Origin of the sequence: Marinomonas rhizomae, assembly GCF_003315485.1 — a bacterium.
GTDB lineage: Bacteria > Pseudomonadota > Gammaproteobacteria > Pseudomonadales > Marinomonadaceae > Marinomonas > Marinomonas rhizomae.
In genome coordinates, this window is sequence record NZ_QNSE01000008.1 from 154,343 (window position 1) to 167,077 (window position 12,735).

Annotated in this window: 13 protein-coding genes and 1 other RNA gene; 8 read left to right on the forward strand and 6 right to left on the reverse strand. The window is 42.0% G+C overall.

Features of this window, described 5'->3' with window-relative positions; genetic code table 11:
• Positions 1-19: 19 nt before the first annotated feature.
• The 3 genes from hemE to DFP80_RS11765 all read right to left on the reverse strand — a co-directional run bounded on the left by hemE (position 20) and on the right by DFP80_RS11765 (position 2,579).
• Positions 20-1,120: a uroporphyrinogen decarboxylase gene (gene hemE / locus DFP80_RS11755; protein ID WP_113916992.1), complete on the reverse strand. Its 1,101-nt coding sequence runs from the start codon at positions 1,118-1,120 to the stop codon at positions 20-22.
• A 153-nt stretch (positions 1,121-1,273) separates the two neighbouring features.
• The gene (locus DFP80_RS11760; RefSeq protein WP_241560226.1) at positions 1,274-2,059 is read right to left on the reverse strand and encodes a DUF2927 domain-containing protein; all 786 of its coding nucleotides are present in this window, start codon (positions 2,057-2,059) and stop codon (positions 1,274-1,276) included.
• Positions 2,043-2,579 carry an NUDIX hydrolase gene (locus DFP80_RS11765; RefSeq protein ID WP_113916993.1) on the reverse strand — a complete coding sequence of 179 codons (537 nt, stop codon included), beginning with the start codon at positions 2,577-2,579 and terminating at the stop codon, positions 2,043-2,045. Before DFP80_RS11765 ends, DFP80_RS11760 begins: the two co-directional genes overlap by 17 nt.
• 273 nt (positions 2,580-2,852) lie before the next feature.
• On the opposite strand from DFP80_RS11765, the gene astE reads away from it, so the two are divergent.
• The 8 genes from astE (at position 2,853) to traF (DFP80_RS11805) (ending at position 11,515) form a co-directional block, all read left to right on the forward strand.
• The gene (astE, locus tag DFP80_RS11770) at positions 2,853-3,869 is read left to right on the forward strand and encodes a succinylglutamate desuccinylase (RefSeq protein WP_113916994.1); all 1,017 of its coding nucleotides are present in this window, start codon (positions 2,853-2,855) and stop codon (positions 3,867-3,869) included.
• Positions 3,870-3,975: 106 nt separating this feature from the next.
• Positions 3,976-4,965, forward strand: a complete 990-nt coding sequence (znuA, locus tag DFP80_RS11775; protein ID WP_113916995.1) for a zinc ABC transporter substrate-binding protein ZnuA — start codon at positions 3,976-3,978, stop codon at positions 4,963-4,965.
• Positions 4,966-5,081: 116 nt separating this feature from the next.
• Positions 5,082-6,068, forward strand: coding sequence for a KpsF/GutQ family sugar-phosphate isomerase (locus DFP80_RS11780; protein ID WP_206610579.1), 987 nt, complete (start codon positions 5,082-5,084; stop codon positions 6,066-6,068).
• A 75-nt stretch (positions 6,069-6,143) separates the two neighbouring features.
• Positions 6,144-7,010, forward strand: a complete 867-nt coding sequence (gene kdsA, locus DFP80_RS11785) for a 3-deoxy-8-phosphooctulonate synthase (RefSeq protein ID WP_113916996.1) — start codon at positions 6,144-6,146, stop codon at positions 7,008-7,010.
• 3 nt (positions 7,011-7,013) lie between these two features.
• Positions 7,014-7,595, forward strand: a complete 582-nt coding sequence (locus tag DFP80_RS11790) for a KdsC family phosphatase (protein ID WP_113916997.1) — start codon at positions 7,014-7,016, stop codon at positions 7,593-7,595.
• Positions 7,595-8,389, forward strand: a complete 795-nt coding sequence (gene kdsB / locus DFP80_RS11795) for a 3-deoxy-manno-octulosonate cytidylyltransferase (RefSeq protein ID WP_113916998.1) — start codon at positions 7,595-7,597, stop codon at positions 8,387-8,389. Before DFP80_RS11790 ends, kdsB begins: the two co-directional genes overlap by 1 nt.
• A gap of 303 nt (positions 8,390-8,692) precedes the next feature.
• Positions 8,693-9,973, forward strand: coding sequence for a conjugal transfer protein TraF (gene traF, locus DFP80_RS11800; RefSeq protein WP_158601349.1), 1,281 nt, complete (start codon positions 8,693-8,695; stop codon positions 9,971-9,973).
• A 96-nt stretch (positions 9,974-10,069) separates the two neighbouring features.
• Entirely contained in the window at positions 10,070-11,515 is a 1,446-nt protein-coding gene (traF, locus tag DFP80_RS11805; protein WP_113917000.1) for a conjugal transfer protein TraF, read from the forward strand.
• An 8-nt stretch (positions 11,516-11,523) separates the two neighbouring features.
• Here the strand turns inward: traF (DFP80_RS11805) and DFP80_RS11810 are convergent, their stop codons facing one another.
• The 3 genes from DFP80_RS11810 to DFP80_RS11820 form a co-directional block, all read right to left on the reverse strand.
• The gene (locus DFP80_RS11810; RefSeq protein WP_113917001.1) at positions 11,524-12,108 is read right to left on the reverse strand and encodes a 5-formyltetrahydrofolate cyclo-ligase; all 585 of its coding nucleotides are present in this window, start codon (positions 12,106-12,108) and stop codon (positions 11,524-11,526) included.
• A 4-nt stretch (positions 12,109-12,112) separates the two neighbouring features.
• A non-coding RNA gene (gene ssrS / locus DFP80_RS11815) (6S RNA) lies at positions 12,113-12,290 on the reverse strand.
• Positions 12,291-12,419: 129 nt separating this feature from the next.
• Complete coding sequence (locus tag DFP80_RS11820) at positions 12,420-12,719, reverse strand: cell division protein ZapA (protein ID WP_113917002.1); 300 nt, start codon at positions 12,717-12,719, stop codon at positions 12,420-12,422.
• Positions 12,720-12,735: the final 16 nt, after the last annotated feature.

The window sequence follows — 12,735 nt, forward strand, 5'->3', positions numbered from 1 at the left end:
TTTAATGGTTCATTTTACCTTACAGACCATTTAATTCATCTAAGTCATCATATTTAGGTTCGTGGTACTTTCGCCCCAATTCATGAACCGCATCGATTAAGTATTTCGGATGATCTGGATTTACAAACTGGTGAATGCCATGACCTAAGTTAAATACGTGGCCGCTGCCTGCACCGAAGCCAGATAAGACGTTTTCTACTTCGCGTTCAATGACATCTTTGTCTGCATAAAGAACACAAGGATCAATATTACCCTGTAGTGCCACTTTGTCTCCAACGCGAGCACGAGCTTCTGCAATATCGGTGGTCCAATCTAAACCAAGTGCATCAGGTCCTGTTGCCGCCATGTTTTCCAACCACTGACCGCCATTTTTGGTGAACATAATGACAGGGATTTTTTTGCCTTCGTGTTCACGAATTAGGCCGTCTAGAATTTGTTTCATGTAAAGCAAAGAGAACTGTTGATACATAGGGCCACTTAACACGCCGCCCCAAGTGTCAAAAATTTGCAGTGCTTGCGCTCCAGCTAAAATTTGGCCGTTTAAATACGCTGTAACAGATTTAGCCAGTTTGTCTAATAAAGCGTGTAGAGTTTCTGGCGAGCGGTACATCATGGCTTTGATATGGCGAAAGTCTTTGCTAGATCCTCCTTCCACCATATACGTTGCTAGTGTCCACGGGCTACCAGAAAAGCCTATTAGCGGAACCTCGCCATTCAAGGCGTGGCGGATGGTAGTCACAGCTTTCATTACGTAACCTAAGTCATTCGCCGTGGTTACCGGGATGGCATCCACATCAGCTTTGTTACGAATAGTGTGTCTGAACTTAGGACCTTCGCCCGTTTCAAAATACAAACCTAGCCCCATTGCATCAGGGATAGTCAATATGTCAGAGAACAAAATGGCCGCATCTAAGTCATAGCGCTTTAGTGGCTGAAGAGTTACTTCGCAAGCAAAGGCATCGTTCTTGCAAAGGCTCAAAAAGTCTCCGGCTGTGGCGCGGCTGGCACGGTATTCTGGTAAATAGCGTCCAGCTTGTCTCATCATCCATACAGGTGTTGTATCGACAGGTTGTTTGAGTAATGCGCGCAAGAAGCGGTCATTTTTGAGCTCTGGGAACATTAGGACTCTCCGATATAAATTTTCAGTTGGCGCATTTTACCTAAGTTGGACAGGAAAAGCAGAGTGAATAAGCACAATTTATGGCTTGGTGATTGAAAAGGCTAATTATATTGATCTATGGCAGGGTTTGTTTATGCCTATTTACGAGAAAAATCAGTCGCCTAGGTAAGTTTTCAAACTGTATTTTTGCACCCGGCGGGCCGCATTTTCTATGTCTTTACTAGTGTGAAGCTCAGCTAATACTTTAGGAAAGGCTGCTTTAGTTTGCGTAACATTCATACCTGGTTTGAGGTGAGAGGAATAGAGTGCTTTAAGTAGTAGATAATCTAGAGGGCTAAGGTAGGTGTCTACACTGACATCGTTAAACACAGATGGAAAAACATCGTTAGAGTCATTTGGTAGCCCTAGTAATTGCGTAATCTCTTCAACAATGCAATCTAAAAAACGTGCTTTTCTGCGTGCATAATCGACAGGAATAATAATACTTCCCTTGGTTATTTCGTATTTTCCATTACGACTAAAATTACCTAAACAAATCGCCTCGTTTAGTGCTGTACGAATTTTTTCTGGGTCGCCAATGTATTGTCTGACTTTGTTTTCGATATTATCGTAAGTGGTGAAAATAACAAAAATATTGGCTTGTTTAGGGTCGTTAGTAAAGTCGATTGATAGTCCTGTGATATAGGCAAGGTGCTGGGCATGGACGCTGAGCAATTCTTTTTGTAGGTTGGCATCACCACTGTCGCTTTCGAAAAACAGTTTGATAGGTTTAGTCCAGCGAATTAATTTAGGGTGCTTGGTCTCTTTGTATTCTCGTTCTAGGGCGATTTTAACAAAACTGTCTTGGATATAAGTATCGTTTTGCCAGCGCTCCTCACTCAAGGTGAATGAGGAAATAAAAAAGGTTAGTAACCAAAACGAATTAAATCGGATCATCATGTTGAGGTTGAGTGAGTTTGCCAGCGTAATGTTGTAACGCGCTTAACGAATCTGGTGTAAATAGCATGTTGTCAGCGTTACTGAGTATGCTGTCGATGCTCATCTCGTGGACAGAAGCGACCTCTTTTGGTTGCAAGGTGAGTTCACCCTGTATTGCGGAATCATAGTGGCAGGTATAAATTTTACCCCAGATTTTAAAGCCGTCCCCTTCGGTAAAAAACACGCCTTGGCTTTCAAGTGGAGCATCAAATCCTAGCTCTTCTTGTAGCTCCCTGTGTGCTGAGTCGATATAAGATTCACCTTTTTCAACCACGCCACCCGTTGTTATGCCGTAAAAACCCGGGCAAAACGCTTTATCGTCGGTTCTTTTTTGAATGAGTAAGTTTCCAGCTGTGTTAAATACCAAAATATAAGTGACACGATGATAGTCTCTGCCAAAATTCATTAAGCGTCGTGGCACATCGCCAATTATCTTGTTGTTTTCATCGACTAAGATAATGACTTCGTCATTTTCGGGCATAAAATACTCAATTTAAAAGTGAATCTGGTAGAAGGCAAAAGGGTATCGGCATTTGTCTTGAAAGAAAAGCCTTCTCGCTCATTAAAGAATAGTAGGTTGCTCAAGATAATAGGTTCATTAGAAAACGCAAGGTGTCGCAAAAGCGACCTGTTTTTGTGTAATATCTACTGCTGAGTGCTATTTGTCTTATTATTTGACGGAAAGCGGTATCATGAACCCTTACTTTTAAATTGTATTCTGCGATGAAATTGATAGGGAAGGTTAGTAGTAAAGATGACCATTTTGAACAATGATTTTTTAGCCTTAACGCTGGCAAACCAAGATGGCATTGCGCCTTTTCAATTTTCTTTTCCAGGTGGTGTCGGCTATGTTGAGGATGCAGGGATTTTACGCCTTGAGCCTACACAATCTAGCGCGACTCACCTCGTGTTGTCCGTTGGTATTCACGGAAATGAGACAGGACCAATTGAGTTAGTAAATCAATTGGTCACTGCCATTTTAAAGGGGGCGATTTCATTAAATATTCGGCTGTTGGTTTTGATAGGTAACCCCGTTGCCGCTAATTTAGCAAAACGTTTTTGTGATGTGAATTTGAATCGCTTGTTTAATGGTGCTTGGCAAGAGTATGACGGTTTTGAAGCCAAGAGAGCACAGCGCCTAGAGCAAGCCATTTGTGATTTCTATTCCATTACGGAACATAAAACGGATCAAATCAAGCTACATTATGATTTACATACCGCTATTCGGGGTTCTGTTTACGAAAAATTCGCCGTGTATCCTTATGTTAAAAATGGTGTTTATAACAAAGAACAATTAGCATTTTTAGCAGCCAGTGGTATTGATGCGGTTTTATTGTCGCATCAACCAACAACGACTTTTTCTTATTATAGCTATGCAGTACATGATGCTCATGCTTTTACGGTAGAGCTTGGGAAAGTATATCGGTTTGGCGAGAATGATTTGTCGCGTTTCGCTGATTTTGGAGACAGTTTGACTTTACTGCTAGAGCAAGGCCGTTTAGCCCAGTCTTCTTTGGCGACCTTGTGCATATTTCGTGTCTTAGATAGTTTGGTGAAAGACGATGATAGTTACGAGCTCAGTATTGCCAGTGATGCAAAAAACTTTACGGCACTGGAAGCCGGCTATCGCATTGCTCATTCGGATAAAGGCGATTACTACATTAAGCAAACTGGGGATGCGATAGTATTTCCTAATATTAAGCTTCCTGTAGGGCAGCGTGCGGGGTTGATGGTTCGACCCGCAGCCATGAGTGATTTGCAGCTAGATTGAGTCGAATGTTTTGGAGTATAAAAAAGGAGATTTAAGTTAAACTCTTGAATCTCTTTTTTTTATATCGTACTGTTACGTTATAACATCAATTCAGTGGTATTAAATAATGAATAAACTTCTTTTAGCCTTAGGTGTTTCAGCCTTATCGCCTTTAGCTCTGGCGAAGCCTGTGATTGCGACCAGTATTAAACCTGTTTCTATGATCGTTGCGGCGATCGCAGGGGATAAAGCTGAGATACAACAGATTGTATCCAGTACGGCATCCCCTCATGATTTTGCTATGCGTCCTTCTGATCTAAAGAAAATCCTCAAGGCAGATACCGTCGTTTGGGTCGGTGAATCACTAGAGCGATTCTTAGAAAAGCCACTTGAGAATGCAGATAAAGAAAAGTCATCTATTGAATGGCTGGCTTTAGATGGTATGGCTTTACATAATTTTGCTGAAGAGCACCATCACGGTGAAGACGAAGCAGAGGAAGAGCATGACGATCACGATCATGAAGGACATGATGATCACGATCATGAAGAGCATGATGATCACGATCATGAAGGGCATGAAGGGCATGAAGGGCATCACCATGATGGGGTTGATCCGCATGTATGGCTATCGCCAGATAACGCGAGAGTTTTGGCAAAGGCCGTGACAGCACGTTTAGTGTCATTGGATTCTGCAAATACTAAGTACTATAAAGCCAACTTGGCTTCGTTTGAAAAAGGACTTAATGCGAAAGACGCAGAAATTCGCAAAGCTCTAAACAAAGTGAATAAAGTTCCTTATATAGTGTTCCATGATGGTTACAGCTATTTTGAGCAGCACTATGGGCTAAATCATGTAGGTGAAATTACGGTTAGCCCAGAGCGTAAGCCTGGTGCGAAAAAAGTCGCAGAGATTCGTCATGAAATTGAAGAACACAATGTGCAGTGTGTATTTAGTGAGCCGCAATTTAGTCCCGCGATAGTGAAAACTTTGCTGGAAGGTTCTGATGTAAAAACCGCACCTCTAGATCCATTGGGTAGCAAAGTGAAGATGGGAACCAATGCCTATTTTTCATTCTTAGACAGTTTGAGTGGTCAATTTCTTAGCTGTTTAGGTTAATTTCCCCAGACCTACCAAAGAGTAAGCGATTAAAGCTTGCTCTTTGGTAGGCGATCAGCTTTCTCCTCTGTATAATGATCTCATTTTACGATTATTACATTGAGCAGCGAGGCTTTATGAGCGATCCAATTAATTTGCATACCGATTCGAGTCCCCACTCCGATATCCTGATTGAAAGCGCTCGACGTACTTTATCTACACAAGCTCAAGCATTAGCCAATTTAGCAAACCAAGTAACCGAAGAATTCTCCAAAGCCGTTCGGCTGATTCTTGCCAGTAAGGGCCGTACGATTATTTGCGGTATGGGAAAGTCTGGTTTAATCGGTAAAAAAATTGCGGCTACATTTGCTTCAACCGGTACGCCAAGCTTCTTTCTTCATCCTGGTGAAGCTTTCCATGGCGATTTAGGTATGATTCAGCCTGAAGATGTCTTGGTGTTGATCAGTTTTTCAGGCGAAACAGAAGAGCTGATGCGCTTATTGCCTTCTTTAAAAAGTTTCGGAAACCCAAGTATTGCTATGGTAGGAAATATTAACTCTACTTTGGCGAAGCATTGTGATTGTGTACTCGACCTTTCTATTGATAAAGAAACCTGCCCAAATAATTTAGCACCAACTACGTCGACGACTATGACAACCGCGATGGGGGATGCGTTGGCTGTGACTTTGATGGAGTGTCGGAACTTCCAGCCACAAGATTTTGCCCGTTTTCACCCAGGGGGCAGCTTAGGTCGTAAACTATTAACGCGAGTTAAAGATCTGATGCATAAGGATAACCTTCCTGTGTGTACGCCAGATACCACATTGAAAGATGCTATTTCTGTTATGACGCGCGGCAGAATGGGCGTCATATTAATTCAAGAAGCTGGTAAGTTGCAGGGGATTTTTACCGATGGCGACTTACGTCGTGCCATGCTAAAAGAAAGCGAAGGTATGATAAATAAAACAATGGTTAGCTTGATGACCCCTAACCCAAAAACTATCAATGAAAATGTGATGATAGTGCAAGCGGAAGAACAAATGTTGCGCGATAAAATCACCTTGTTGGTTGTGGTGGACGATGCGAACAACTTATCCGGTATTTTAGAAATTTACGATCGATAAAAAAACGGTTCAACAAATTTTACGCCGCTTTAGATTTGTTTAAAGTGAGCAAACCTAGATCAAAATGGAGTTCTCATGACGCAGTCAGCTCAAGAATCAAAGATTATTAAAATTGGTAACAAGCTTGAAGTAGCTAACCACCTTCCTTTTGTATTGTTCAGTGGTGTGAATGTATTAGAGTCTCGCGACTTGGCCATGCGTGTTGCAGAAGAGCATGTAAAAGTAACGGAAGCGCTGGGTATTCCTTATGTCTTTAAAGGTTCTTTTGATAAGGCGAATCGTTCGTCTATCAATTCTTTTCGTGGCCCGGGCATGGAAGAAGGGTTGAAAATCCTACAAGAGATTAAAGACACCTTTGGTGTACCAGTCATTACCGATGTGCATGAAGAGTATCAATGTGCGCCAGTTGCAGAAGTGGCTGATGTAATTCAGTTGCCCGCTTTTTTATCTCGCCAAACGGACCTAGTTGTGGCGATGGCGAAAACTGGTGCCGTGATTAATATTAAAAAAGCACAATTCTTAGCACCTCACGAAATGAAGCATATTCTTACGAAGTGCAAAGAGGCAGGTAATGATAATTTAATGCTCTGTGAGCGTGGCACCATGATGGGTTATAACAATTTGGTGGTGGATATGCTTGGCTTTGGTGAAATGAAAAAAATGGGCTACCCAGTAATGTTTGATGTTACTCATTCATTGCAGCGTCCTGGTGGTCGTGAAGATTCTGCTGATGGTCGTCGTGCGCAAGTAACGGAATTGGCTCGTGCTGGGATGTCTCTTGGTTTATCTAGCTTATTTTTGGAAACTCACCCAGATCCTGATAACGCAAAATGTGATGGTCCTTGTGCTTTGCCTTTGGGTAAATTAGCGCCATTCTTAAAGCAAATGAAACAGCTTGATGAGTTGGTTAAAACATTCGAAGTATTGGATACGAGTGTGTAATAAATGGATGAAGCTTTTTTTTCTTCTTACCCTGACGTCGAAGCAGATACCGCTTTGCTAGCTAAGCTGCAATCCTTGAAACTGGTGGTGTTTGACGTGGATGGTGTACTGACTGATGGACGTTTACTTTATACCGAACAGGGCGAAACGATAAAGCGTTTCAACGTGAAAGATGGTGTGGCAATGAAGTTGCTGCCAAAGTGGGACGTTCAAGTTGCTGTAATCACTGCGAAAGACTCTGCACCATTAAGGCAGCGGATGAAAGAGCTAAAAGTAGAGCATTTTTACCCTGGTTGTCATAACAAAGCCGAAGCCTTTGGAGAGTTGATTGGGCGTTTGGGAATAGAACCAGAAGAAGCGGCATATGTAGGCGATGATGTTATTGACCTTCAGGTGATGCCTAAGGTTGGAGTTGCTTTGTGTCCCGCCGATGCGCATATTTTATTGCAACGTCATTGTCCAATTATACTTAGTAAAGCGGCCGGTGAAGGCGTAGCAAGAGAGGTCGCCGATATGGTGTTAGCGTCTAGAATGTCTTTGGAACAAGCCTATGAATTGGCTCAAAAGCCGGAGTTTGAAAAATAATGACTATTCAAACCTTACCTGAGTTTCACATAGTGATTCCTGCTCGCTACGCTTCTCAACGTTTTCCGCAAAAACTGATGGCTGATTTGGGTGGTAAGCCAGTATTGCAGTGGGTTTATGAGCTGTCACTAAATGCTGGCGCAAAATCTGTAACGATTGCTACAGACCATCAACTCATAGAAAAAGCGGCTATAGGTTTTGGTGCTTCAGTGGTGATGACTCGCGATGACCATGAAAATGGTACAGAGCGTCTTGCCGAAGTAGCTGAAAAAATGGGTTGGAAGGGGGGGGAAATTGTCGTCAATGTTCAGGGGGACGAACCTTTTTTGCCGGTTAACTTGATACATTCGAGTGTCATTGCATTAAATCAAGACAAAGAAGCAGAAATGGCAACGGTTGCCTGTACAATTGATCAGGTTGAAGACTTTTTTAATCCAAATGTGGTGAAAGTAGTTTGTGATGAAAGACAGCGCGCACTGTATTTCAGTCGCTCACCTATGCCTTGGGACAGAGATGGCTTTGCTAGTAATCCCGAGAGAACAGGCCTATTGCCAGTGGGCTTTCCTGCTCTTCGTCACATTGGTCTGTATGTTTACCGAGCCAGCTTACTAGCAAGATACGCAGATTTACCTATGTCGCCACTAGAGCGTTGGGAAAAACTTGAGCAATTACGTTTCTTGCATCAAGGTATTATAGTGCAAGTGGCGTTAGCTGATGGCTTACCGACTCATGGTGTAGATACGCCGGAAGATTTGGAAAAGCTTCGCTATCAGCTGTCTTTAGACAGCATTTAGCCTCTTTATTTTAAAAGTTTAATGTAAACGGCAAGTCTTACTATGGCTTGCCGTTTTTTTATGCTTTTTTTTTGCTCAATTTCACGGTTCACGCTTTTAGATTCTCTAAAAAAAGTGGGTTTTGAAGGAAATGATGGTTTTTATAAGTTGATGCGAGTGTCTTATTGTTTAAATTTAGGGTTGTTTCTCTTTAATTTGTCCACTTTATGTAGGAAAAGTGTAAGTATTGAGTTTATACTTTATAATATTGAAATAAATTATATTTATCGTAGTGCCAGTTTTAATTCGCAAAAGGATAGCATCATGAAAAAACTCTTACTTGTTTCAAGCAGCTTACTAAGTACCGCAGTCATGGCGGCCATGCCAGTTAACCAACCGATTGGCTCCAGTTTTACCTTGAGTAGCTCTCCTAATCAACGCGCTTTGGCTACGGCGTTGGGGAACCCTGCCGCACCGTTTTTGATGGTAAATGAACAAGATGACGATAATTTTCGTTTTGGTATCCTAGGCCCACTAAGTATTGGCATTGAAATGGGTGACGTTAGTGACTTGGGCGATCGAGTAGAGGAAATTGAAGATATATTAGATGCGAGTTATAGCACACCTGCAGCAGCTCAAACAGGTGTTGATAAAGCAAATGAAATCCTGAACGGTATAGGTAATACGGCCTATGTAAAGACCTCTGTAGCTCTTCAAGTGCCTTTAATGCCGGTTATCTATAAAACAGATAACAATGGTGCCTTTATGTTGGATGCAAGCATATCTTCTGTTGCTAAAGCTAATGTTATAACTGACGAAATCTCTAATACAGGGTCGACCATTGATGATAATGATACGTCCTTTCAAGCGAGAACAGCGGTGGATCTCGCTATCGGGTTAGGTTACAGCCAAGCTATGTGGGAAAACTCCCACGGTATGTTGGTGGGTGGTGTTAAAGCCACCATGCACAACATTTCTATGGGGCATGCGCTAGTGGCTTTGGATGATGATTCTGATGATGCTGATGATGCCATTTCAAATGCTGTTGATGATGATGCGATAGAAACATCCAATGTTGGTATTGATCTTGGTGCCATTTGGATGTCTAACAATTATCAGTTAGGTGTCACTCTAGCGAATATTAATGAGCCAGAATTTGATGGTGTGGCTTTGGATACTAGCTGCACAAGCCGGAGTTGTACTGCTGCTAGTAATTTAATTGCAAACGGTAAAGTGACCTCAGGTCAGAAGTATATAATGGAAATGCAAACTACCATCGATGCGGCTGTTTCTACATCTGGTAAGCAAGTTACTTTGGGTATGTCTTATGACACTAATGCTGTAAAAGATGCTGTGGGTGATGAATATCAATGGGCTGCCGCTTCTATTTCTTACTATGGTGATTCACATTTCTTACCAGGACTTCGTGTTGGTTACCGCCAAAACATGGCAGGTACTGAGTTAAGTTACGGTAGTTTTGGTTTGACTATTCTAAAACGTCTAAATTTAGACATTGCTGTCGCTTTGGACACAGTGGAAGATGAAGATGGTGATGAAATGCCTCGTAGTGTGTATTTTGCTTTAGGTTACGATACTGCATTTTAAAGTGTAAAGATTTACTAAAAAAAGCCGATAACATTCATGTTATCGGCTTTTTTATTACCCATTGTTTACAGAGTTATTTAGGGATTCCGCTTCATCATGAAAAAGTATTTTGCCATTGCCTGTTTGTACCTTGTTAGCTCATCGGTTACAGCGGCTATGTATACTTATCAACCGATTGGCTCCAGTACGGTATTAGGGAGTTATGGTAATCGCCATGCCTTGTCTACGGCTATGGGAAACCCTGCAGCTTCTTATCTTATGGCCAATTTACAAGGCTTTCGGGTAGGCTTTCTTGGGCCAATCGGAATTGGTGTGGAAGGTGGTGGTGTAGGGACTATCAATGACAAGGTGGACGATCTAGAAAGTAGCATTGATACCGATTTTTTAGCAGATCTTGACTTAGATGCGATTGAAACAGAAGCAACCAATGTCTATAACAATACGTCAGGTAGTACAGCAGATAAAGAAGCCGCGGCTAATGCTTATATCGTCCAGGAAGTAAATGCTGCACTTGATGCAATAGACAATAACCTAGCAAGGGTAAGTGACAATATTGCCAGTATTGCAGACACAACGTATTTAAAATTTGCTACCACGGTGCAAGGGCCTTTTATGCCCATCATCTATAAAACTCGCCGCCGGGGAGTGTTTATGATTGACGCAAGTGCCTCTTTAGTCGGGCGCGCTCAGATCTTGTCGGATGACTTGTCTTTGGCTGGCTTGAGCGCGTTGCGCAGTATTACAGACGCAAATGATTTACAGAATGCTGATTTAGACGGAATTGAGTTGGAAACGGATACTTCCCTCTATTTAAAGCGAGTATCAAATTACAAGTTCAGTATTGGTTACAGTGAGATGTACTCACGCAGCGAAGGAAGTGCACTTATTCTTGGTGGGCGAGTAAACCTGCATAAGTTAGCAATGGATCAAAAGCTAACGGTATTAAATGACGATGGTGAGTCGAGTGTTTCTTATGGTGACTTTTTCTTAAGTCGAGAGTCCCAGTCTGACGGTATTTCTTTGGATTTAGGTGCCATTATTGTTGCTCGTTATTTGCAGTTGGGGGCAACCTTATCCAATGTGAATGAGCCTGAGTTTGATTATAAAACAATAAGCAGTTGTGTGGGGTTAACTGGTGCTGACTTATCTGCTTGTAGCGCAAGTCATGCTTTTGCTGCTGATGGAAAACTATCATTGAATGAAACCTACAAAATGAAAGCTCAGCTGAATTTGAGTGCGGCATTGAAAAGTAAGGATCAGAATTTTTCGATTGCAGGTTCATTTGATGCTAATTCAATTAAAGACCCTTTAGGTGACAAATATCAATGGGGTGCGGTATCCGTTTCTTATTTCAGTAATAACTTTTTTTCCATGGGTTTGCGAGCTGGAGTGCGTAAAAATATGGTAGAAGATGGACTGACCTATTATACAGCAGGCGCAACTTTTTCTCGCCGCTTGGATCTCGATGTCGCCTATGCGCCAGAAAATGACAAGGGAGATTCCGGTGTGTTTTTCTCGATAGGGTATAGTTTTGTCTATTAAGCTTGTGATTAAACAATGATGATTTGTTGAGGGCTTAGGATGCCTTGTAATGGCACATCCCAACCTTCAATAGGGAGTTTTTTTACTTCTTGGCAGTCATGTGCCAATCCGATTAGTAATGGAGTTTGATCTGCTCTTTTATCTTCAAAGGTTCTATCGTAAAAACCGCCACCCATACCAAGGCGTCCGCCTTTAGAGTCGAATCCAACCAAGGGTAAGAGGACAATATCCAGTTCATTGCCAGCTAAATACTCCGCAGTTATGGGTTCCTTAATGCCAAAGATATTTTCTTGCCAGGTAGTTTCTACACTATAGCGCGCAAATATTAGTTTTTTGCCTTGCACAACAGGAAGATAAGTTTCGATGTTTTGTTGCCAAAATAATTCGCATAACAAGTGAGGTGATATTTCACCATCATTGCTAAGATATAGAGCTACGCGTTTAGTAGGGGGGATGGTAAGACGTTCCAGTAGTTCTATATAGTTAGAAACTAGAGCTGAGGCGGCATCTAGCTGCTCAGTAACAGGCAGATTTCTTCTGGCTTGGCGCAGTTGGCGACGAAGTGTCTGTCTAGGATCGAAATGTGAGGTCATAAAAGAGTTTCCCAGGTTGCCGTTTCGGCTATTGGCCTTGAACCCAGTGGTTCAAGGTGGAAAGAGCTGTGACTCTTTAGGCTTTCCGACGCACGGACATGCACACCAAACCAGCAGGCTCTTTCCGGGGTATTACTCATAGGCTCAAGGGCGTTAAGCCGCTTCGAACAACCCAGGAAACGAACTCCAGTATAAAGTAACTCACTGTAGAAATCACTCAATAGCACAAATCGTTTTCTGCGTTGTATGAAGAAAATTCGTGTTCTACGCTTGCAATCAAAAAAGTAGATCAAGAAATAAACCATGGATGTTTATTCGTTAACCAACTTTGTTTCATGAGCTAAAGCGGCATCGAGCTGCGAGGTCAGTTCTCGTAACTGTTGCTCGTTTGAACGGGCGTATTTTCGATTATTAAGCATATCGTGAGTAATATTCAATGCCGCAAGTACGGCGATTTTTTCAAGACCAACGATTTTTCCACTGGCTTTGATTTCACTCATTTGATTGTTCAAATACTCCGCAGCTTCTTTCAAATCTGCTTCATGCCCTTTAGGGCAATTTATCTTATAATTTTGTCCCAGTATAGCGACTGAAACGGTTGGCTTATCCATATTGACTCCATTTGAT